Annotated in this window: 17 protein-coding genes; 9 read left to right on the forward strand and 8 right to left on the reverse strand. The window is 58.1% G+C overall.

Annotated features, from left to right (window positions below; genetic code table 11):
- Nucleotides 1-45: 45 nt before the first annotated feature.
- Nucleotides 46-4935, reverse strand: coding sequence for a Tc toxin subunit A (locus tag ABRP31_RS18670; protein WP_349972992.1), 4890 nt, complete (start codon nt 4933-4935; stop codon nt 46-48).
- Between the two features lie 357 nt (nt 4936-5292).
- Here ABRP31_RS18670 and ABRP31_RS18675 point away from each other — a divergent pair, with 357 nt between their 5' ends.
- From ABRP31_RS18675 to ABRP31_RS18715, 9 genes are all read left to right on the forward strand, one after another.
- Nucleotides 5293-6252, forward strand: coding sequence for a MoxR family ATPase (locus ABRP31_RS18675; RefSeq protein WP_027900522.1), 960 nt, complete (start codon nt 5293-5295; stop codon nt 6250-6252).
- A gap of 4 nt (nt 6253-6256) precedes the next feature.
- On the forward strand, nt 6257-7201 hold the full coding sequence (locus ABRP31_RS18680) for a DUF58 domain-containing protein (RefSeq protein ID WP_087265641.1): 945 nt from the start codon (nt 6257-6259) through the stop codon (nt 7199-7201).
- Nucleotides 7198-7692 (forward strand): DUF4381 domain-containing protein, encoded by a 495-nt coding sequence (locus ABRP31_RS18685; protein ID WP_087265608.1) that lies wholly within the window; start codon nt 7198-7200, stop codon nt 7690-7692. Before ABRP31_RS18680 ends, ABRP31_RS18685 begins: the two co-directional genes overlap by 4 nt.
- Nucleotides 7685-8767, forward strand: coding sequence for a VWA domain-containing protein (locus ABRP31_RS18690; protein WP_349972989.1), 1083 nt, complete (start codon nt 7685-7687; stop codon nt 8765-8767). The genes ABRP31_RS18685 and ABRP31_RS18690 overlap by 8 nt, the downstream gene beginning before the upstream one ends.
- On the forward strand, nt 8764-10503 hold the full coding sequence (locus ABRP31_RS18695) for a VWA domain-containing protein (protein WP_349972986.1): 1740 nt from the start codon (nt 8764-8766) through the stop codon (nt 10501-10503). Before ABRP31_RS18690 ends, ABRP31_RS18695 begins: the two co-directional genes overlap by 4 nt.
- The gene (locus tag ABRP31_RS18700) at nt 10500-12161 is read left to right on the forward strand and encodes a BatD family protein (protein ID WP_349972983.1); all 1662 of its coding nucleotides are present in this window, start codon (nt 10500-10502) and stop codon (nt 12159-12161) included. Before ABRP31_RS18695 ends, ABRP31_RS18700 begins: the two co-directional genes overlap by 4 nt.
- A gap of 219 nt (nt 12162-12380) precedes the next feature.
- Complete coding sequence (locus ABRP31_RS18705) at nt 12381-13625, forward strand: exonuclease SbcCD subunit D C-terminal domain-containing protein (RefSeq protein WP_349972980.1); 1245 nt, start codon at nt 12381-12383, stop codon at nt 13623-13625.
- The gene (locus ABRP31_RS18710) at nt 13622-17266 is read left to right on the forward strand and encodes an AAA family ATPase (RefSeq protein WP_372488893.1); all 3645 of its coding nucleotides are present in this window, start codon (nt 13622-13624) and stop codon (nt 17264-17266) included. Before ABRP31_RS18705 ends, ABRP31_RS18710 begins: the two co-directional genes overlap by 4 nt.
- Nucleotides 17266-17865, forward strand: coding sequence for a glutathione S-transferase (locus tag ABRP31_RS18715; protein ID WP_349972732.1), 600 nt, complete (start codon nt 17266-17268; stop codon nt 17863-17865). Before ABRP31_RS18710 ends, ABRP31_RS18715 begins: the two co-directional genes overlap by 1 nt.
- A gap of 138 nt (nt 17866-18003) precedes the next feature.
- Here the strand turns inward: ABRP31_RS18715 and ABRP31_RS18720 are convergent, their stop codons facing one another.
- The 7 genes from ABRP31_RS18720 to araD1 form a co-directional block, all read right to left on the reverse strand.
- Nucleotides 18004-18207, reverse strand: a complete 204-nt coding sequence (locus ABRP31_RS18720; protein ID WP_122397792.1) for a hypothetical protein — start codon at nt 18205-18207, stop codon at nt 18004-18006.
- Nucleotides 18204-18377 carry a hypothetical protein gene (locus ABRP31_RS18725; RefSeq protein WP_349972731.1) on the reverse strand — a complete coding sequence of 58 codons (174 nt, stop codon included), beginning with the start codon at nt 18375-18377 and terminating at the stop codon, nt 18204-18206. The genes ABRP31_RS18720 and ABRP31_RS18725 overlap by 4 nt, the downstream gene beginning before the upstream one ends.
- A gap of 505 nt (nt 18378-18882) precedes the next feature.
- A complete protein-coding gene (locus ABRP31_RS18730; RefSeq protein WP_087265596.1) occupies nt 18883-19065 on the reverse strand; it encodes a hypothetical protein in 183 nt (60 codons plus the stop codon).
- A gap of 176 nt (nt 19066-19241) precedes the next feature.
- Complete coding sequence (locus ABRP31_RS18735; RefSeq protein WP_349972730.1) at nt 19242-20411, reverse strand: lactonase family protein; 1170 nt, start codon at nt 20409-20411, stop codon at nt 19242-19244.
- Between the two features lie 93 nt (nt 20412-20504).
- Nucleotides 20505-20795: a DUF5629 family protein gene (locus ABRP31_RS18740; protein WP_087265593.1), complete on the reverse strand. Its 291-nt coding sequence runs from the start codon at nt 20793-20795 to the stop codon at nt 20505-20507.
- A gap of 69 nt (nt 20796-20864) precedes the next feature.
- Nucleotides 20865-22223: an MFS transporter gene (locus tag ABRP31_RS18745; RefSeq protein WP_349972728.1), complete on the reverse strand. Its 1359-nt coding sequence runs from the start codon at nt 22221-22223 to the stop codon at nt 20865-20867.
- Between the two features lie 190 nt (nt 22224-22413).
- The gene (gene araD1 / locus ABRP31_RS18750; RefSeq protein WP_349972727.1) at nt 22414-23406 is read right to left on the reverse strand and encodes an AraD1 family protein; all 993 of its coding nucleotides are present in this window, start codon (nt 23404-23406) and stop codon (nt 22414-22416) included.
- Nucleotides 23407-23489 lie beyond the last annotated feature (83 nt).

The raw sequence follows: 23489 nt of genomic DNA on the forward strand, positions 1-23489 counted from the left end.
ACCCTAAAAAACGTTCACCCAACGCAAGCGCGCACCTGACATACGTCAAGGCATTTGTACTTGAACCTGACTTTCGACTATATAAAAGCAGCCATCCAATGTAAGCTGGGGTTCTATAGTTGCCAACTCACCAGACTCCGGACTTCCGCCATAGAGCTCAGCGGTCACGTTATCAGGCGCCTCAGGAGGATTTCTGAATACAGCGCCTTTATGCCATACACCAGGAGTAGAAAGCTGAGACATCACCGTCTCACCCTTCAATACTCCAGGCAGGGGAGTGACTGTTCCTTCCGAGTAAGGAACAAGCAAGGCAAAATGTCTGAAGGAGGTAAAACTAACAAGGCCCAACTTATAAAAATAACCCACCTTGAATGCACCACTCCACTTAACTATCGCACCACTTTCAACCTCAAGAGCAACCGATCCGGCAAGAGCAACAGCATTGAAACTTATTGGAAAAACCACACCCTCAGCCGTCGACATCTTAGTATCATTCAAACCGGTGACATTCATCGCCAACTCCGCAGCGCCTTTTGCTTTGACTACGAACGGCGCACCTGCCACAGGCTCCTCACTGCCTTCTTGATAGACCTTGACAGTCAGTGTGTAAGACTCATACCGCGACAATAGGCCAGGCGCTTCTGGGAGTAAAAGCCCGGTAATGACACCTTCAAATACATAAGACAACGCTTTAACAGTGACTGACTCAGCTGTATCAGTTCCCGAGACGACAGATCGAACCACATGATCACCGCGAACAAATACCGATGAAAATATGGCAACGCCTCTTTCATTGGTATAAGAGTCAGACTTCCTTACATTACCCACATACCAATTGACACATCGGTTCACTGCAGGGTCGCTGCCCACTTTCAATTCACTGGCAAATACCAGTGGAGCAGTGCCTATAAGGTAAGTCTTATCGGACACTGAGAGCGCCAAGGTCGTAATGGGATAAACCAGAGTGTCTTCACTCTGTTTATCAGTTTCAACGCGATCAGAACTGACAGTGACGATAACATTGCCAACCGTTGCTGGCGTGATAAATGCGAGGGCCACCCCATTTTCATCCGTCTCGCTGGTAACATCGTCAAACTCACCGTTATTGGCCGTCCAGCTAACATCGGTCCCAGTCTCAACAGGATTACCATCAATCCTCACCACTCGACACTCAACCCTGACTTGACAACCAACAGTGGCTGCATCGGCAAAGCGAATGTATTGGAAATACGGTTTATCGGTGAACTCTACACCGACGAATTGATCAGTGTTGCCGTTCTCACATACGGCCACGACTGCAACCGGACTAGTGCTTGGAGAGAGGCTTCTGAGCTCAGCCTCGACCTTGCCAGTGTTGTCTCCAAACGTTATATGACGCCGAAACTCCCCCAGCGTTGTTTCCCACGTCACGGGGTAGTCGATCCCCAAATTGCCATAATCATCTTGCAGGCAATGTCTGAAGAAAATGGGTTCAAGCCTGTTCGCGAGAGCAGAGTTGGGCTCTCGTTCGCCGCGTTGGTCAACGAAACCCATGGTGACCTTGTCATAACCGATCGTGACAGCAGGGGCCTTTTGAGTTTCACCCAGGCCAAAATGCACCTGCACTATCGCAACCCCCGATGCGTCGCCAGCATCCAGCGTCACCGTGGCTATGCCCTGCTCATCGGAGTTACCACCACCACTTAACTGACCCAGGCTTGTCTCCCAGACAAGGGTTATATCCGCCAGTGGCTCATCCGTTAACGATCGCAGGGTGAGGGTGAAGAAAGCTCGCTCTTCCAGTTTGTTGGCAACCAGATAATCCCTGGACACCGTGATGGTATGCGCCCGACTCTGACCCACTTCGCTTTCCGGCACTTGGGACCGCAAGCTATTGATGGTGCTGAGTGCCTGTCCTGCAGCGTGTCGATATTCCGTTACCCGGCTCGTCGGCAGCAGCGTGGCCAAAGCCAAAACTGACTTGGCGTCCAGGCTCGACTGATGGGCCATGAGCGCCAGGCGGCTGATGACATCAATGCTCGGCATGGTGCGACTTACACCGCCATCGCTGTCCAGGTACATCGCAACCGCCAATATTTCGCGAATACCCCAGCGCAAGTAAGCCCCTAACCGCTGTGCCGCGCTCTCGCGAACAAGTCGCTTATCCCCTGGGCTTTCCCCGGTATGGGTATTCACCAAGCGTATATAGTCCAGCAACGTGTCTTCACTCTGCTCACTACGCCGAACTACCGTGGCGTATTGAGTCAGGATATAAACGGCGTGAAATGAAAGGCTGGCATCGGGCAGACCAAACCAGTCCGGTTGCCTTACAAATTGTCGAATCAGTGCCGAGCTCATGTGCAGATGGCGGGTAATGGTTGCGCGCTGTGACAGTTTCACCAGCAGCCACAATATGTCATCGCCCATCGCCACCTTTATGGTGTTCCCCCCGCCACGTACCCGACATACCTCCTTCAACAGCTCATAATGAGTGCCCTGCGCCCAGGCCAAAAGCGCATCGGCCTGGTCGGCTGAAACATCCAGATACCCAGCGAGCCCCTCCATCAATAAAGCGCTTTGCTCTGCCCGCGCACGCATCACCCGGTTGATTATCTTGTCAGCCAAGGCTTCATCATCCAGCTTCGAGGCCGACACGACTTCTTTAACGCTCGACACCAGAATGTTTTCAAAATCAGACTCGTTGTCACCCAAATGCTTGATCAAGCCTTTGGTCACATCACCGTTGTCAATAAAGGCCTCAAGCTTTGCAAACCAGTCAATTGCCTGCAGCGTCTCGCGCTCCTGCCCCTGATTGTCGACCATCGAGAACACCTCAGAACTGGGCGCGCCGATTTCTGCAAAGCTGTTGTCCGAGATCAAGGCCGCCTGCAGCCGCTGGTTGATTTGATCAACCAAACCAAGCTCCGCATCCGAGGCAACGATGTCTGTAAACCTCGCCCCCAATAGCGGGTACATCTGCGCGACTTGCCAACCGGTCTCCTGCATCCAGGTCACGCAATCCACCCAGGCATGGAGGACGCTCAACGTGTCGGTTTCAGCGCTCGCTGCGTGGGATTGAATGCGCACGACCCCGGCGACTTTCGACGTCAGCTGGTTTGCGCCGCTATCAAGAAGCTCAATCAGCGCCAAGGCTTCAATCGTGGTAACCCCCATATACCGCGGCAGCTTTGTCAGCCGATAAAACGTCGACACCACTTCCACCGACCACGACAGAGTGGTCTCGCCCCGCGACTGCATAACGATGCGCGCCAGATAACGAAAGCTTTCGTAGGTCATCCCCAGGGATGCGCACAAATGATCGACTTTGCGTCGCTCCGTCTCGCTGGTCGGCGCCACCACCATGGGTGTGTTATCGAGTTTCAGCGGCTCGGAAAACAGCGCCTGGCTGTTAAAGATCCGATCAAAATGCGACGTTTCCTTGCCGCGCCCATAAATACCAATACCCTGGATCAGCGCTGCGAAATCCTCGGCGGTCACCTTGTATTGACGCCGTAATGCCTGAAACAGCCCGAGGGCACGCAGGGTGTTCGCAGTGATAACCGGGAATACCGACTCTGACTGCACTTCCGCCCGCATGCAGGCGACGATGATCTGATCCACTTCATCAAATGGCAGAGCGAGCCAGCGCGCCAGCCGTATCATGCGGTTCATTCGGTCGAAACGGTCGGGGCTGGCATTGAGAATCTGATGACTGGGCCCTTCAACCAGTACGTTGTCGACGCTTTCACCCGGCGATGTTTCGATCGTCATGGCCGGCGCCTGGCCCGCATTGATATACACCGAACCGGCCTTACTGCCATCGACTTCGGCATCGGCGGTCACATTGGCTGAGCGGCTGGGGGCAAAAGCCCCAACCGACAGCAAGGCTTCAAGCTCCTCGGTTTTCAGCCCCGTGCGCAGGCAGAAGGTCTGGGCGTCTTGCAACTCACTGGAACCACTCACGCCGAAGTTATCTTCGTAAAAAGTGCTGAGCTGGCTTTCACCCTCTTTTGCCTCCACCAGCAAGCGGGTGCGTGGGTCGATCTGCCATTTTCCCGCAATAGAAGAACTCGCCGGTGTTTCACTTTTCGGAAAGTAAGGCGCCTCCAGCAGCAGCGACTGCTGCTGTGGCCCAAAACCGGTGTCCTGGATCAACGCGACATCGGACATTGCAGAATGCGCCCCCGACTCCTTGAAGTACGGATAAGCCGGGTCAGCCAGGCGAATCACGTCGCCCAGTGAATAGCCTTTACGCTGCAGCACAAAGTTGATCTGACTGGTGTAGCGCTCGAACGGCAACGCATTGGGATAACGGGCCTCAAGCAGCGCATCGTCAACGGTTGTGCTTGCAAGGTTTTGGTCGTCCAGATGTTTGCGAATCGATGATTCCAGAATTTCATTGACCAGTACGATGGTTGGCTCAATGCGATTCAGCGCGGTGTGATCCAACACCATGTCCTTAAGATCCGGACGACGAGAATCAAGGGTGATGACGTCTTCGGGCGTTGCGGTGTCCTTCTCCAATTCCTGGCTATAGCGATAGAGGTCAGCCAGGTACGCAACGGGTGAGGTGGTCGCCTCAATGGCGTCAGGTGGGCACTGATTCACCCAGTCCGGGTTGAACATGTCGGTATAGGTCGGGCCGTCGACCAGACCCTTTACCCCCGTCGGCGGACGATTGGCATGGCGCACTGATGCTGTCAGCCGTTGCTCCCGAAATTGCCGGGCAATCACCACCGACATCGCTCGAGCACGTTGCACCAGTTCACGAGCGTCAGTGATGTGCAGACCGGGGTTATTTTTTAGCAGCCCGACCACATCACTGCGCGCCACGCTCAGCACCGTGGGGTATTTATCAGACAAGGTGAAAGGGGCGGTACGGTACCTGGCGGTGCTACTCAGCAGCACATCCATTGCTGAAAGCGGTTTGACGGCGTTAGCTTTCTTGCTTGCCATGGTTGAAGACTCATCCTGAGAATGTTGCTCTCTGAGCCACAGCAAACGACTCGACATACTTCAGTTAAGCAAACGCCGCCCCACCTGACAGCCGCAAATGACCGGCGGCATCCATATCCCGTGCATCGCTCGACTCACTCTCAAACGTTATCGCTGACGAGAGCAGGACCTAGAGGCTTCCAAGGCAGCTGTACCCGCCCTGACACCCTGAGCTTTTGCTGATAAACGGTACACCGTCATGTTTTGCGGAAAATTCCCCTATCCACGTTAGTCTCCGGCCCCCCTAATGGATTAAAGTATCGCCCCCAGCTTCGGCGTTGATTGACGCCGCTGATTACCTGCCAGGAACAGTCACCGATGGAACATCGTGAAGCGCTGATAGCGCTGCGAACCTTTCTTTCCACGCAGATTCTCGGCCAGGAAAAACTGATCGAACGTCTCCTGATCGCCCTGCTCGCCGACGGCCACATGTTGGTCGAAGGGGCTCCCGGTCTGGCCAAGACCAAAGCGATCAAAGAACTGGCAGAAGGCATCGAAGCACAGTTCCACCGAATTCAGTTCACCCCTGACCTGCTGCCTGCCGACATCACCGGCACCGAGATCTACCGTCCGGAAACCGGCAGCTTCGTCTTCCAACAGGGGCCGATCTTCCACAATCTGGTGCTGGCAGACGAAATCAACCGTGCGCCCGCCAAGGTTCAGTCGGCACTGCTTGAAGCCATGGCCGAGCGTCAGGTCAGCGTGGGTCGCAGCACTTACGACCTGTCGCCACTGTTCCTGGTCATGGCCACCCAGAACCCCATCGAGCAGGAAGGCACCTACCCGCTGCCTGAAGCCCAGCTCGACCGTTTCCTGATGCACGTCAAGATCGGTTTCCCGGACGCCTCGGTGGAACGCAAGATTCTGGCCCAGGCCCGCGGCGAAGCCCTGAATGGCGAGACCAAGCCGGAGCGCCGCGTCAGCCAGCAGGCGATTTTCGCCGCCCGCAAGGAAATTCTCGGCCTGTACATGGCCGATGCGGTGGAGGAATACCTCGTTCAATTGGTCATGGCGACTCGCACTCCAGCCAAGTTCGATGCGGAAATGGCCGAATGGATTTCTTACGGCGCCAGCCCGCGCGGCTCTATTGCGCTGGATCGCTGCGCCCGAGCACACGCCTGGTTAGCAGGACGCGATTTCGTCAGCCCGGAAGACATTCAGGCGGTCCTGTTCGACGTATTGCGTCACCGAATCATCCTGTCGTTCGAAGCCGAAGCCGCCGGGATCGATCAGGATCGGGTAATTCAGCGCATTCTTGACGTCGTGGCTGTTGCCTGAAGCCATGCAACCCTTCCTGATCCCCCAGCCGGGTATTCGCGTCAGCCTCACGGAGCTGATCGAGATGCGTCATCGCGTCCGCGAAGTCCAGCTGTTCTCCACCCCGAGCCAGCGCAGCCCGTTGATTGGCCTGCACCACTCCAAGCTGCGCGGTCGGGGTGTGGATTTTGATCAGGTCCGGGTTTATCAGGCCGGCGACGACGTGCGCAGCATTGACTGGCGAGTGACGGCCCGCACTCAAGAGCCACACACCAAGCTGTTCCACGAAGAACGCGAACGTCCGATTTTCATTCTGGTCGAGCAAAGCCGCAGGCTGTTTTTCGGCTCCGGCCTGATGTTCAAGTCAGTGCTCGCCGCCCAGGCTGCGGCACTGATCGGCTGGGCCGCGCTGATCCATAACGACCGGGTCGGCGGCCTGGTGTTTGGCGACAACGAGCATTACGAAATCAAACCACGGCGCAGCAAGCAAAGCCTGCTGCAATTGCTCAACCGCTTGGTGCGGGTCAACCAGTCACTGCACACGGAAACCGCTGCCGACCGCGATGCGTTCGGCATTGCCTTGCGCCGCGCCCGGGAAGTGCTGCGGCCGGGCAGTCTGGTGATCGTGCTGTGTGACGAGCGCGCGCTGTCCGATGCCGCTGAACAACAGCTCAGCCTGCTGTCCCGGCATTGCGACCTGCTGCTATTACCGTTATCCGACCCGCTGGATCACGCCCTGCCCGCCTCCGGCCTCTTGCGCTTTGCCGAGCGTGGCGCGCAGTTGGAGATGGACACCCTGAACCCTGAACTTCGTCAGGCCTACCGCTCCCAGGGTGAAGCACGTAAAGACCGCTGGGAAATGCTTGCGAAGAAACTGCGCGTGCTGTTGATGCCCTTGAGCACCCAGCAGGAGATGGTCGAGCAGCTGCGTGAATACCTCAACGCCCAGCGTCCGGTGAAACGCAAATGAACCCGCTGGACCAACTGCAACCGCTGATCCCCCCGCCAGCCGTGGGCTTCTGGCCGCTGGCGCCGGGCTGGTGGCTATTGCTGCTGTTGATTCCGTTGGCCGGTTGGGGGTTGTGGCGGATGCGGCATCTGTTGCCGGTGAAGACCCGGGTTCGTCGCGCCGAACAACCACTGGACCCGGTGCGCATCGCTGCGCTGGCCGAACTGGCCAACATGCCAAAACCGTACGATGGGGCTCCCGCAGGCGCATGGCTGCAGCAAATCAATGGCCTGCTGAAAAGACTGTGCCGCAACCATTATCCGTACAGCCAGAGCCATACGCTGAATGGCCGTAAATGGCTGGCATTTCTCGACAACCGCTGCCCCGCCGCAGGCCTGACCCGCTGGATGGTGCTGGTGGAAGGCGCGTACAAACCCGAATGCAAACTCGACGACAAGGCCATCAATGGCCTGACGCAATCTGTTGAAACCTGGATTCGCAAACATGTTTGAGTTCGCCTGGCCGTGGATTTTCGCCCTGCTGCCGTTGCCTTGGCTGATGCGCTTGGTGCTGCCGACCGCCGACAGTGGCGAAGCGGCGCTCAAGGTCAGCTTCCTCGGTGATCTCGAAGAGTTGGTCGGAAGAAGGGCCAAAGTCGCCCTGCCCGGCTGGCGTCAGCAATTACCGTTCATTCTGATCTGGCTGTTGCTGCTGGTGGCCGCTGCCCGTCCGCAATGGCTGGGTGAACCTCTGCCCCTTCCGTCCAGTGGCCGGGATCTGCTGGTGGCGGTGGATGTTTCCGGCTCCATGGATTATCCGGACATGGAGTGGAAGAACGACGACGTTAGCCGTCTGGTGCTGGTTCAGCATCTGCTGGGCGACTTTCTGCAAGGCCGCAAAGGTGATCGCGTCGGGCTGATCCTGTTTGGCAGCCAGGCGTTCGTGCAGGCTCCGCTGACGTTTGACCGCCACACCGTGCGCGTCTGGCTGGATGAAGCGCGAATCGGCATCGCCGGTAAAAACACCGCGATCGGCGACGCCATTGGTCTGGCCCTGAAACGCCTGCGACAGCGCCCGGCACAGAGCCGCGTGCTGGTACTGGTCACCGATGGCGCCAACAACGGCGGGCAGATTGATCCGGTTACTGCTGCGCGTCTGGCGGCTGAGCAACAGGTGAAGATTTACACCATCGGCATCGGCTCGGACCCGAACAAAGAAGGCTCGCTGGGCATGCTCGGGCTGAACCCCAGCCTGGATCTGGATGAGCCGACCCTCAAGGAAATCGCGCAATTGACCGGTGGCCAATACTTCCGCGCACGGGATGGCGACCAGCTGGAAAAAATTCGCCAGACCCTCGATGCGCTGGAGCCTGTCGCCCAACAACAGACTCAGGCACGTCCGGCCCACGCGCTTTATCACTGGCCGTTGGCGCTGGCGATGCTATGCAGCGTGTTACTGGTGGTGCATGAACGCTGGCCAAACAACCCCGTGCATCGGCTGCTCAATCGCCAACGCTTCATCCGCGACGGCCAGCACTGGCGTCAGCGGGTCGAGCGACAAGTCAAACGTCTGGGACGCCGCCAATGATCGCGCTCTGGCCGCACTGGTTCCGCCCTTGGTGGTTGCTGCTTCTGCCGTTACTGGGCTGGCTGCTCTGGCAACTCTGGCACCGACAGAAACGTGCCGGGCGCTGGCAGATGATTTTGCCCGCAGCGTTCCATTCCGTACTGCTCAGCGGCGGCCGTGGACGCGACAGTAAAAAACCGTGGATGGTGCTCGGCATCGCCTGGCTGCTGGCGCTGCTCGCATTGCTCGGCCCTGGCTGGCAGCGGGTTGAACAACTGAGCCAGAAGCCGGTTGATCCATTGGTGGTGCTGCTGGAACTGACCCCGGAAATGCTGGCCACCGACGCCCCGCCGACCCGCCTGGAACAAGCCCGACGCAAACTGCTGGACTTGTTGCAGGCGCGTAGCGACTCGCAAACGGCGATCATCGTCTACTCCGGCAGCGCCCACACGCTGGTGCCGCTGTCCGATGACCAGATCACCATTCGCAACCTGCTGGACGCGGTCAAACCGTCGATCATGCCGCAGACCGGGCATCGTGCCGATCTGGCGGTACACAAGGCACTGGCTCTGCTCAAGCAAGGCGAACTGGGGCGCGGGCGCTTGCTGTTGATCGGTTCGTCATTGAGCGAGCAGGAACGTCAGGGCATCCGTCAGGCGCTGACCGGCCAGTCGCCTCCGTTGTTGATTCTCGGTGTCGGCACCGCAGAAGGCGCCCCGGTCGAGCAGGAAAAAGGCGGTCTGCTCAAAGACGATCAGGGCGCGATTCTGCTGCCGCGTCTGGACAGTGCCAGCCTCACGGACTTCGCTGGGCAAGTCGGCGGCCAGTATCGACAACTGCGCATGGACGATCACGACCTGCGTGAGTTGGGCCTGCTCGACAGCCCGAAACAAGTGCAAAACGACGGACAACTGATCCAGCTCGACAGCTGGACCGATCAGGGCTACTGGTTCCTGCTGCCACTGTTGCTGTTGGCCGCCTGCGCCGGGCGTCGTGGCTGGTTGCTCTGCCTGCCGTTGCTGATGGTGCTGCCGCAAAACAGCTATGCCTTCGAGTTTGCCGATCTGTGGTTGCGTCCCGACCAACAGGGCCAGCGACTGCTTGAACAGCAACGCCCTGCCCAGGCCGCACAACATTTCGAAAACCCACAGTGGAAAGGCATCGCTCTCTATCAAGCCGGGGATTACGCCAGCGCCGCCCAGCGCTTCGCCGAAGGCAACAGCGCCGCCGACCATTACAATCGCGGCAATGCGCTGGCACGCAACGGAGACCTGGAAGCCGCGCTGGACGCTTATGAACAGGCGCTGGAAAGCCAGCCAGACTTGCAGGCTGCGCTGCAAAACAAGGCGCTGGTGGAAGAAGCACTGGAACAGAAGAAAGCTGCGGAACCCGATGACGCTGATCAGGCTCAAACCCGCGACGATGATAACGATGGTGAGAACCCGCAAAATCAAGCCGCTGCCAGTCAACGCTCCGAAGACCAGCAAGCCACTGAGCCCACCGAGGCAAACAGTGCTGACGTGGAACCGTCCCCGGGTGAATCGTCTGCGCAAACGAAAAGCAATCCACAATCCGGCTCGCCCATGGATGACGAGGAAACCACCCGACCACCGATCCGGCCAGCCGACGGCACCATCAATGGCGAACGGCGTCAGGCACTTGAACAATGGCTGCGGCAGATTCCGGACGATCCCGGCGAGCTGCTAAGGCGTAAATTCTGGTACGAACAGCAACAGCGTCAGGAAAACACCCAATGAGTCGTGCCTATCCCCTATTGTTCGGCTTGATGCTCAGCCTCGTTGCGCTGCCCAATCAGGCTGCGGAACTGGTGGCCAGTGTCGACCGCACGCGCCTCAACTCCGGGGAAACGGTGGAGCTGACGCTGGAAACCAGCGACGTCACCCAGTTCGGCAAACCTGACCTGAGCGCTCTTGAAGGCAGCTTTGACGTAGGCGGCACCCGCCAGATCAACCGGCTCAACACGCTGGACGGCGGAAATCAGGCCACTACGCGCTGGATCATTACCCTGTTACCGAAACAGACCGGCTCAGTCGAGGTGCCTTCACTGCAATTGGGCGCACTGAAAAGCCAGCCGATCATCCTGCAAGTCGTGCAAAGCGAAAACCCGGATCACGCCAGCCAACAGGCTCCAGTGTTCGTCGAAGCGACCCTGGATAAAGACAACGTTTACGTTCAGGCCCAGGCTGTATTGACCCTGCGCGTCTATCACTCGGTGTCGCTGTTCGATGACAGCAACCTGAGCCCGCTGGAAGTGCCCGAAGCGCGGGTCGAAAAGCTCGGCGAATCGCGCACCTATGAAAAGCTCATCAATGGCATCCGTCACGGCGTGATCGAGATGCGCTACGCGATTTATCCGCAACAGAGCGGCACGCTGGTAATCCCGCCGCAGACGTTCAGCGCCACGCTGGTCCAGCCTAACAGTGACGGACCATCCAACAATGAGCCAGGCACACCGTTCGGGCCGCAGCCGGGCAAAGTCATGCGCGTCAGCTCTGCGCAGTTGCCTTTGACGGTCAAAGCCAAACCCGCCAACTACCCTGCCGATGCGCCTTGGTTGCCCGCGCGCAGCGTCAACCTGAGCGAAAGCTGGAGCCCGGAGCCGGGCCGCAGTCAGGTGGGCGACTCCCTGACACGCACCATTACCCTCAAGGTCGAAGGCTTGTCCGGTGCACAACTGCCGCCCTTGCCTGCCACTGAAGTCAGCGCTCTGCGACGTTATCCGGATCAGCCGAAGCTGGCCAACGTGACCAGCGACCGAGGCCTGACCGGCACCCGCGAAGAGCGCGAGGCACTGGTGCCAACTCGTCCCGGTGCCATTGATTTGCCAAGCGTGGACGTGGTCTGGTGGAACACCCTTGAAGACCATCTGGAACATACCAGCCTGCCCGCCCGAGCCTTGCAGGTCAGCATCAACCCCAGCCTGGCGATAGACACGCCGGTCAGCAGCGATTTGAACGGCGTTACCGTTATTGGCCCGCCGGTATGGCCATGGCAGATGAGCACGCTGTTTTTTGCCCTGACCACGCTGATCGGCTTTGTTCTCTGGTGGCGTGCACGTAGTCAGCCCGCCGTCGCCCGCGCCGTGCAAACCGGGCCAAGCCCGCGTACGGTGCTCGATGACCTCAAGCGCGCCAGCCTGGCCAATGATCCGCAGGCGACTCGTCAGGCACTCGATGCCTGGGCGCGGCAGCAACCGGAAACCCTGGCCGACATGGCCGCCCGCTTCGTGCCGCTGTCCGACGCACTGGATGGTCTCAATGGCGCGCTGTACAGCGAAACCGGCCAACTGTGGCTGGGCGAACAACTCTGGCGAGCAGTACGTACACTGCCCGCCGCCGAAAACATTCAGGACCCGACGACCGAGCAGAGCTTGCCGCCGTTGTATCCAAAATAGAAAACCTTGGCCGACTGCGCATGGCCTGTGGTACCGCGCTAACTCGCGGCAAACCCGGTTCCATGTGGGAGCGGTGCTTGCCCGCGATACATGAGACGCAGGTGGTAGAGACTCCGCGTTATCGTTTATCGCGGGCAAGCCTCGCTACCACATAAAAATTGCACAGGTTCAAAAGCGCATTCACCCCGCCAAGTCACCATTTCAGGATTGAGATTACCCATGCGACTGTTCCACACCTCCGACTGGCACCTCGGCCAGAACCTTCATGGCCAGGAGCGGGACTTCGAACACGCCAGCTTTCTGACCTGGCTGCTGGCCCGACTGAAAGAGCGGCAGCCCGATGTGCTGTTGATCGCTGGCGACATCTTCGACACGGTCAACCCGCCGGTTAAATCCCAGGAGCGGCTGTACGATTTCATCGTCAGCGCCCACGAGCAGCAACCGCTGCTGACCATCGTGATGATCGCTGGCAACCACGATTCCGGTTCGCGAATCGAACTGCCCGCGCCCTTGATGCGCCGCTTGCGTACCCATGCATTGGGTCGCGTGCTGTGGCTCGATGACGGCACCCTGGATGTCGAGCGCCTGCTGCTGCCACTGCCGGACGCCAAAGGCGAAATCGGCGCATGGTGCCTGGCCCTGCCTTTCTTGCGCCCCGCTGAAGTCACCGGCGCAACCCTGGGCGACGACTACTTGCGCGGTATTGGCCGCGTGCATGAACTGCTGATCGAGGCGGCCAACCTCAAGCGTCAGCCAGGTCAGGCCCTGATCGCCATCAGCCACGCGCACATGGCCGGTGGTTCGGTCTCAGAAGACTCCGAACGCAGCCTGATCATCGGCAACGCCGAAGCCCTGCCCGCCAGCCTGTTCGGTCCGAGCATCACTTACGTCGCCCTTGGCCATTTGCACAAGCCGCAGCGGGTCAATGGCGAAGAGCGTATTCGTTACAGCGGCTCGCCGATCCCCTTGTCATTTTCGGAGATTGGCTATCAGCACCAGATTCTCGAGATCGACTGCGACGGCGAACAACTGCGCAGCGTCGAAACCCTGCTGATCCCCCGCGCCGTCAACTTGCAACGAATCGGTCCGGCACCGTTGGCCGAGTTGCTGTTGCAGCTTAAGGACTTACCGGACATCGACCTGCTGGCCGACGTTGATCGTCAGCCATGGCTGGAAGTTCGGGTGCGCCTGGACGAGCCACAGCCGGACCTGCGTAACCAGATCGAAGAGGCCCTGCAAGGCAAAGCCGTGCGACTGGTGCGCATCGGTGCGGAATATGCCGGTAAAGGCAGCAGTGACGGTGGCGACAACGACGAAGACCTGATCGAACTGGATCAGCTCAGCCCGCAAGAATTGTTCAGCCGCGCATGGCTGGATAACTATGGCAGCGAGGTCGACGAACAAACCCTGAGCGACTTCGCCACGCTGCTGCAGGAAGTCCAGCTGGAGAGCGAACAACCATGAAAATTCTCGCCATCCGCCTGAAAAACCTTGCCTCACTGGCTGGCCCGTTTGAACTGGATTTCACCGCAGAACCACTGGCCAGCGCTGGCTTGTTCGCGATCACCGGTCCTACCGGCGCGGGCAAAAGCACCTTGCTCGACGCGTTGTGCCTGGCACTGTTCGGGGCGATTCCACGCCTGAGCAACATCGGCCAGTCGCGGGTTCCGGAAATCGACGGCGACATCAGCACCAACGATCCGCGCACCTTGCTACGGCGTGGCACCGGCAGCGGTTATGCCGAGGTGGATTTCGTCGGCATCGACAAACGCCGCTACCGCGCTCGCTGGGAAACCAACCGCGCACGGGACAACGCGACGAAAAAACTCCAGGCCAGCCGCCAGACCCTGACTGATCTGGACAGCGAGCAGATCCTCAGCACGCAGAACAAGAGCGAATACAAAACCATGCTCGAAGCCCGTCTGGGCCTTAACTTCGAGCAGTTCACCCGGGCGGTCATGCTCGCCCAGAGCGAATTCAGCGCCTTCCTAAAGGCGGATGACAAAGAGCGCAGTGAACTGCTGGAAAAGCTCACCGACACGGCGATCTACAGTCAGTTGGGACGCCGGGCTTTCAGCAAGAGCAAAGAGGCAGAAAAGATCCACGAGGATCTCAAGCTAATGGCGACGGGCATCGCGCCCATGCCGCCGGAGCAGCGCGCAGAACTGGAGCAACACTTCAGCGAAGCCCAGCAACAGCTCAAGACCCAGCAAGCGCAACAGCGTCAGCTGGAACTCAAACAGCAGTGGCTGACCGAGCTACAACGCTTGCGTGACGAACACCAGAGCGCCAGTGAACAACTGGCCAGCGCCCAGCAAGACTGGGAAAACCAGAACAGCCAGCGTCAGTTGCTCGGCCAGTTGGAACGTCTCGCCCCGCAACGGCACCTGTTCGCCCAGCGCCATCGACTCGAAGCACAGTTAAGCCCGCTCAGTGCGCAAATCGCTGAACACGCGCAACGCCAGAATGACCTGCATGCGATACAAACCGGCCTTGAAGAAAAGCTGCTCAGCGCCAATGGCGCGCTCGAACAGGCCGAGCAACAGAAAAAAACCGCCGCACCGATCATTGGTCAGGCGTTCGAGCAGCAAGGCAACCTCACCCACCTGAACAAAGAAGTGCAGGACGCAACGCTCCATGCCGAAGCAGCCGAGCGGACAAAGGCCGACAGCCATGCGGCGTTGAATCAGTTGCTCGATCAGCAGCGCTTGCTGGATGAGCGCCTGCAAACCATTGCCGAGCAACTGGAAAAAAGCGCCGTACTCGCCCCGTTGAGCAAAGCGTGGACGGCCTATCGGCCGCGCTTGCAGGAAGCCGTGAAACTCAGCGCCCGATTGAATAAAGGCCGTGAAGAACTGCCGGAGCTGGAAAAGAATTCGACCCGTGCCGAGCAGGAACTGACGGACCGGCGCAACGCCCTGCAAGCGCTGTACAGCGAAGCGCAGGTCAAGGCCGAAGCGGTCAATGCCGAGATCCAGCGCCTGGGTCAGTTGCTCCACGACAATCGTCAGCAACACATCGCGATCGATTCACTAGAGCGCATCTGGCAACGCCATCAGGACATCGAGAAACGTCTGCAGGATGTCGAGTTGCTGCAACAGCAAGCTAACGAGCAGCGCAATAAAAGCATTGCCAGCGGCCTGCAACTGAAGACCGAACACGAAGCTGCCGAGCAGGCGCTGAAAGTCACCGTCGAGTTGCTGCAACGTCAGCGTCTGGCCCGCAGCGCCAGCGTTGAAGAGCTACGCGGTCAGTTAGTTGATCAACAACCGTGCCCGGTGTGTGGCAGCGAAGACCATCCTTATCATCAGTCCGACGCCCTGCTCCAGGCGCTGTCCGGCCATGACGACAGCGAGGAAAACAGTGCGCGGTTGAAGGTCAGTCAGCTCAGCGAAAAACTCGCCGAGTTGCGTGCCGAAGTCACCGAACTCAATGCCCGTCTCAAACAGGCCCGGCCGCAACTGGAACAACTTACAGAGCAGTTGCAAAAGCTCGCGCCTGAACTTGAAGCGCATCCGCTTTACGCGCGCTTGCTGGAACAACCCGAGCCGATTCGCGGTGACTGGTTGAGCGAGCGGCTGCATGCGCTGACGGAAGAAATCGCCACCAGCGAGCAACGCCAGCGAGTGTTGCTCAAAGTGCAGCAAGACGCCGAACAGTTGCAGCAAAACGTACAAAGCGCCCGTGATGCCAGCCAGCACGCGATGAAAATGCTTGACGATCAGCAACGCAATATCGCGCTGGACAATCAAGCCTTTGAGGCCGCACTGCAAGAGTTCGAACCGCTGCTGCCCGCCGAAAGCTTGCAACGTTGGCGTGAAGCGGCCACCGACAGTTTCATGCAACTGGACAACGACATTGCTCAGCGTCTGGAACAACTGGACCGCCAGCAGGAAGAGCAACAGGAGCACACCGAGCGCGCACGCCGGATCGAACGCGAACAGGACAGCCAGCACAATCTGGAACAGGAGCGCGTGAAGCAGCAACAACGCCTCGCCGACCTGCAAGCCCAGCAACACGCCAGCCAGCAACGCCTGACTGAAATGCTGGATGGCCACGCCAGTGCCGAACAATGGCAACAGCAACTCGAGACCGCGCTGGAACATGCGCGCCGCGCTCAAACTGCCGCCAGCGATGAGCTGCAACAGGCACGCAGCGAGTTGATCAAACTGGCCACCGGGCTGGAAAGCGAACAGTCGCGTTTGCAGGCATTGCAGCAAGAGTTGGCCGAACTCGATCAACAAATCACTCAATGGCGCAGCGCTCATCCCGAACTGGATGATGCCGCCCTGGAAGTGCTGCTCGGTTACAGCGACGAAGGTGTCAGCCAGCTGCGCCAACAATTGCAGCAGAGCGAAAAGACCCTGGAGCAAACCCGCATCCTGCTTCAGGAACGGGACAAACAACTGCAACAGCATCAGGCCCATCACAGCGATGTGACGGATGTCGAACAATTGAACGCCGCCTTGCTGGAGGCGCAAAAGCTGTGCGCTGAACAGGAACAGCAATGTGCTGATCTGCGCGCCCAACTGAGCGAAGACGAACGCCGCAACAACGCCAGCCGCGAATTGCAGGAAAAGATCGCCAATGCCCACAGTGAATACCTGCGCTGGGCAAGACTGGCGGCGCTGATCGGCTCGGCCGAAGGCGACAAGTTTCGCAAGATCGCCCAGGCCTACAACCTTGATTTGCTGGTGCATCACGCCAACGCCCAGCTCAAGCAACTGGTACGGCGTTATCGCTTGAAGCGCGGTGGCAGCATGCTTGGCTTGCTGGTCATGGACACGGAGATGGGCGACGAACTGCGCTCGGTGCATTCGTTGTCTGGCGGCGAAACCTTCCTGGTGTCACTGGCACTGGCCCTGGGTCTGGCCTCAATGGCGTCGAGCACACTGAAAATCGAATCGTTATTTATCGACGAAGGCTTCGGTAGCCTTGACCCGGAATCCCTGCAATTGGCCATGGATGCGCTGGATGGTTTGCAGGCTCAAGGTCGTAAGGTTGGCGTGATCTCTCACGTACAGGAGATGCACGAACGGATTCCAGTGCAGATTCAGGTTAAGCGTCAGGGCAATGGCTTGAGTACGGTCGAGGTCAGCCACTGATGACGGCCGTGCTTTACTCATTCCGTCGCTGCCCTTACGCCATGCGCGCTCGCATGGCTTTGCGCTACGCAGGCTGCACAGTGCAGATCCACGAAGTCAGCCTAAAGGCCAAACCGCCGGAGATGATTGAGCGCTCGCCGAAAGGTACGGTGCCAGTACTGGTGCTTGAAGACCAGGTGCTGGAGCAGAGTCTGGACATCATGCATTGGGCACTGGCGCAAAACGACACGGACAACTGGCTATTGATCGACGACGGCGACGGCCGCCGGGACATTCAGGCGCTGATCGAAGAGAACGATCAGGCGTTCAAGCAACACTTGGATCGCTACAAATACTTCGTGCGCCACCCGGAATATCCCCAGGGACATTACCGGCAACTGGGCGAGGTTTTCTTGCAGAAACTGGAAGCGCGCTTGCAGCACCGGGATTTTCTGATAACGGATCAGGTGACATTGGCCGACATCGCGCTAGCGCCGTTCATACGGCAGTTCAGCGCGGTGGATCCGGATTGGTTCGCGACGAGTCCGTATCCGAAGTTGCGTGGCTGGCTGGATCGGTTCATTCAGTCAGCATTGTTTAAAGCGGTGATGGTGAAGTAAAAACGGATTTCAGGAGCACACTGTCCCTGTGGGAGCGAGGCTTGCCCGCGATAAGGGCACCGCAGATATCAGGACTATCGTATTCAGCCTTATCGCGGGCAAGCCTCGCTCCCACAGAGAAATCCATCGTCCCGTCCATCAAACAACCACCCCAACCTTCTCCGGCCGGTTCCCCGCCTGCACTTTCTGCGCCCTTGATAACTCGATAGCCTGCGCAATCTCATAACGGCATTCGATATTGCGCGCCACCCCGCCTACCGAGTTCTGACCAATGCCCAACAACGTGCTGCCATTTATCATGACTGCAAGGCCCGCAGTGACCCACATTTTGCCGCCACTCACGACGCACGCTCCTGAGTAGTCAGCGCTGCGCGATCAACCAGGGTTTGAGTTGAGGGTGTTGTCAGTTGCGGATTCATACTGGTAACAGTGACCACTGCAATAAAAACCACATAAAGCGAAATGGCGATGTAAGCGCCTTGTTTGATTGAATGAAGAATGGCAGTGGCCATGGGTGTAACTCCGTAATTTCCAGTGTTGTGTTTCCAGGCCGACAGGATCGCGGAAAACCGGAGTATTGAAAAACGATGGCTGGAGATAGCGAATATCAGTTGGGTTGATTATTGAGCGCCTTAATTAGCCCTATTAAACATCCAGCCTTGAAACCCGATCCTTTGTGGGAGCGGTGCTTGCCCGCGATAGAGTTTGAACCGAATCGCGGGCAAGCATCGCTCCCACATATGAACGCCACAAAAAATTCGCATAAAAAAAGCCCGCATCCTATGAGAGACGCGGGCCAAGAGGGACTCATTCGGCGCTTTCGCGAGCAGGCTCACTGGCAGAATTTGCATGGCTCTGATACGCGATGATCAGACGGTCGCAAAAACCTGGGTAAGCGAACATGCTCGCGAAAGCGGCGTGATCTATTAACAAACAACCATCAACAACAGTGTTTTTTGCGAATCCATTCCCGGGTAGCGATACATTCGTTAACCGGGAATGGATTCAATCGCTTATTCATTGTTGAGTCTTGTGATCCAGTGCTGCGTAGAAATTAGCACTTTGCTGCAAGTATTTAGGGGTGTAAGTCTGAGTCGCGTGATTCTTTTTGTCTGTCACATCAACACTGGCCTGAGCGGGCAATGCAACAGTGGCGGAAATGGCAGACGCGGCAATGATGGAGAAGATATTGAAGTTCATGGCGTTAACCCTCGGATGCTAAGTGGAACTAGGTTTCAAGTCTTGACCGTCTTGGCCGTGACTCAAACTTACCCCCGAGAGCGCTTCAGTCGAAATGTTTTGTAGCACTAGCTCATATCACTTGAATTGATAGAACCCCAGGCCCGCGTAAATCAAGGGCTTGAGGTTCTTCAGGATCACTTGCCGGTCAGGAAACGGAAATCCGAAGGCGAGTCAAAGTCGAGCTTTTGCACCGTATCACCCAGCAGGCCGGTTTTCGGATCAACCTTCACCGTAACGATCTGATTGCTCTTCTGATTGGCAATCAGCATGAACTGCCCGCTCGGATCGATGCGGAATTCACGCGGCTCCACACCTTCAACGGAACGACGTTGCACTTCCTTGAGCTGCCCTTTGGCATCAATGGCAAATACCAGCACCTGGTTGGCTTCGCCGCGGTTGGCCACATAGAGGAATTTACCGTCCGGCGAGGAGTGCAAGCCACCCGCGCCGACTTTCTGCTGCGCATCCTTGTTCTTCAAGTCCACCAGTTGGGTTTGCTTGAACACACCATCGTGATAATCAAACACCGCGACTTGCGCGACCATTTCCAGGGTCAGCCAGGCGTGCTTGCCGTCCTCGCTGAACAGCAGGTGACGCGGACCACTGCCAGCAGGCAATTGCACGGTCGGCGTTTTGGCCGGTTGCAAAGGCTTGGCGCGATTGCCGTCATAGCTGAACACCAGCATTTTGTCGGCACCAAGATCACTGGTCACCACATACTTGTCATCCGGCGTCGGGATCGCGGAGTGCACGTGGGATGATGCCTGACGCTCAGGATTGACCTTGCTCGCGCCATGATCATTGCTGACCTGAACAACCTCGGACAGCTTGCCGTCCTTGCCCACCGGGATCACCGCCAGCGCACCACCCGGATCAGGCTGCACGGCATAGTTGGACACGAACAGGAAGCGCTGGTCCGGGCTGAGGCTGGAATGCGTCGGCTCGTCACCCCGGCTCTTGACCTGATTGATCGGCGTGACCTGATGGGTCTTGGCATCAATCGCAAAACTGCTGACCTTGCCGACTACATCCTTACCACCGGGGCCGTTCTCGTTGACCACAAACAGATGGCGCTGATCCTTGGAAAGGGTCAGCCAGGACGGGTTGTCAGTCTTGATCACTTGCAGGGGTTTGGCATCCAGCTGGCCGGTCTGGCTGTTAAAGCGGTATCGATAGATACCTTCGCTGGAAGCCTGGGTGTAAGAGCCAATCAGTACGTCGTATTCAGTCATGCTTTGCGCCTGTATGGGAAAAGCGCTCATTGCGCCGGCCAGTGCCAGCCAAGGCAGAAATGTACGAGTCATGGGCAGAGCCTTCTTTTTTCAGGTTGTTATTGGGCGCCATCGACGCGCGAACAACGTTAAGACAGGCTTGCCGCTGATTGGTTTTATCGGGGGTCAGTCCTCCTGCGCGTCGTCCTCGTCATCCTTGGTCGGGGTGAACGCTTCAAGGCATTTCATGCGGTAATCATGGGTACCGTCGGTGATCAGCCAGCAGTCCTGAACTTCATCGAACGTCGCAGCATTGACCTGCTCCATCGTGAAACGCCAGGTCTTGCGCTCGCGACCATCCATGCACTCGAGGGTCAGAAAGTCGCCCAGAAAGAAATCCCAGGCATGCAGCCCGTCAATTTCCAGCATCGTGGCGTCTTTCAGGGCTGCGCTCATCGTCGTCGGGGTGGTGGTCATGGCAGTCTTCGTCTGTGTAAAAGCGCGAATGATAGGCCAAAACCACCTTGGACAGAACCACCGTAAATTTCAGGCAGTCGCTTCAACTGCGCCCGCCGAGGGTTTGTCGTGAGTGGTTTCGCGCACGTAATAACGGTTCGGAATCCCCCAGATAATCAGTGCCATGGCCAGCACGCAGACTGCGCACAGCACGTACAACGCCGGAGTCGCTGCACCGGTCAGATCTTTGACCCGCCCGACCATGAACGGCGCGATGATCCCGCCCAGTTGTCCAATGGAGTTGATCAGCGCAATACCTGCCGCCGCCGCAAGACCGCTGAGGAAGCGTGGCGGGATGGTCCAGAAAATCGGCATCCAGGCGATGATGCCGGTCATGATCATGGTCATGCCGACCATCAAGGGCAGCAACTGACCGGGGAAGACGGCACACACCAGATACCCCGCCGCCGTGAATAACGCACAGCCCGCCATGTGCCAACGCCGCTCACCGCGTCGGTCGGAGCTCGCACCGATCAGCAAATTGCCGACCACTGCGCCCACGTAGGGAATCACCGTCAGCCAGCCGATGGTCATGGTGTCAGCAACACCGGCGCTTTTGATCAGCTGCGGCATCCAGAACAGCAAACCGGTCAGGGCCATGACCAGACACAGGTAAATCACCGACATCACGTAGGTAGTCGGGTGTTTCCAGATGTCCTTGAAGCTTTGCGGTGTCTCGGGCTGTACTTCCCGGGCCATGCGCGCCAGCACCACTTTCTTCTCGGCGTCGTTGAGCCACTTGGCGTCTTCGATGCGATCGCAGACGAACCAGAACACCACGATGCCGAGCAGGACCGAAGGAAGGCCTTCAAGCAGAAATAGCCAACGCCAGCCGGGCATGCCCAGCACGCCGTCGAAATGGCCGAGGATCAGACCGGCGATGGGCCCGCCGACAATGCCGCACAGGCAAATAGAACTTTTGAAATAGGAATTGACCCGGGCACGACGATTGCTCGGGTACCACTGAGTGAAAAAGTACAACACGCCAGGCACGAATCCGGCTTCCATGACCCCGATCAGAAAACGCAGGGTGTAGAACCAGAACTCGGTCTGCACAAACATCATGCACGCCGAGGTGATGCCCCACGTGACCATGATCCGCGCAATCCAAACCCGGGCACCGATCTTGTGCAGGAGCATGTTGCTCGGCACTTCGAACAGAAAGTAACCAACGAAAAACAGGCTGGCACCAAGACCATAGACCGTCTCGCTGAAACCCAGATCGCTTTGCATCTGCAGCTTGGCGAAACTGATATTGACCCGATCCAGATAGGCAAACAGGAAGCAGAGGATAAACAGCGGGATGATCCGCCAATTAACCTTGCGATAGATCTTGTCTTCGAAAGCGTCCTCGTCGAACGCTTCGATTGGCGAAGTGTGGGTGGTCATGTGCGCACCTCCTTGTTGTTATTGGAGTGTCGGATGTTGGTACTGACTTGAACTAAAACGCGATTTATCTGTGGGAGCTGAGCTTGCTCGCGACAAGGCTGGACGCAAATTGACCTGATATCTGCAGTGCTCTTATCGCGAGCAAGCTCAGCTCCCACAGGTTAAATCGCATTCCAACGGGTCAAGCCCCTCACAATTGCCCAATCCCGCCCGGCAAAAACGCGGCTTCGGTCTTCTCGATCCCGTTCACCAAAGGCTTGCCGAACTCCGCCTGGCTGATCTGGAACTGATCCCCCGGCTGGGTGCGCACGCCATCGGCAAAGGACAAAGTCGCGGTGCCAAAGAAATGCACATGCACGTCCCCAGGACGCAGGAACTGGCTGTATTTGAAGTGGTGGTATTCGAGGTTTTCCAGGCTGTGGCACATGTTGGCCTCGCCACTGAGGAACTCCTTCTCCCAGATCACTTCACCGCCGCGCAGCACGCGGCTGGTTCCGGACAGGTTCTGTGGCAACTCGCCAATCCGCAGTTCCGGGCCAAAGGAACAGGCGCGTAATTTCGAGTGGGCCAGATACAGGTAATTACGACGCTCCATGATGTGGTCGGAGTACTCGTTGCCGATGGCGAAACCCAGGCGATACGGTTTGCCGTTGTTGCCAATCACATACAGGCCGCTGAGTTCAGGCTCTTCGCCGCCATCTTCGGCGAACGGCGGCAGCGAGAAGTCCGCGCCGGGGCGCACGACGATGCTGCCATCACCTTTGTAAAACCATTCAGGCTGCACGCCCGCCTGCCCGGCTTGAGGCTTACCGCCCTCCACGCCCCACTTGAAGATGCGCATGGTGTCGGTCATCGACGCTTCGTCGCCCGCCTGCTGGTGCATCTTGTCCCGCGCGGAGGCGCTGCCCAGATGAGTCAGACCGGTTCCGCTGACCAGCACATGCGAAGGATCGGGATGGTCCAGCGGCGGCAGAATCCGCAGGTCCTGCAACAATTGCGCGTAATCATGGCTTTCGCCGAGACCCTGTTTATCGACCTGCTGAGCCAGACCGGTACCTGCGTCGATGGCGGATAACGCCAGATCACGCACGCTGCGTGCGCCCTGCACTTCACGGATCAGATCGCCGTCTACCAGACCGACACGACGCTGGCCATTGCTGAGTTCGAATTGCACTAGGTTCATGGGTTTCTCCTTTCAGATTCATTGCAGGCGACGAATGCCCCTTGTGGGAGCAGAGCTTGGTCTGGGCGGCATTCCGACGATAA

The sequence above is a fragment of the Pseudomonas caspiana genome (assembly GCF_040224095.2).
Taxonomy (GTDB): Bacteria; Pseudomonadota; Gammaproteobacteria; order Pseudomonadales; family Pseudomonadaceae; genus Aquipseudomonas; species Aquipseudomonas caspiana.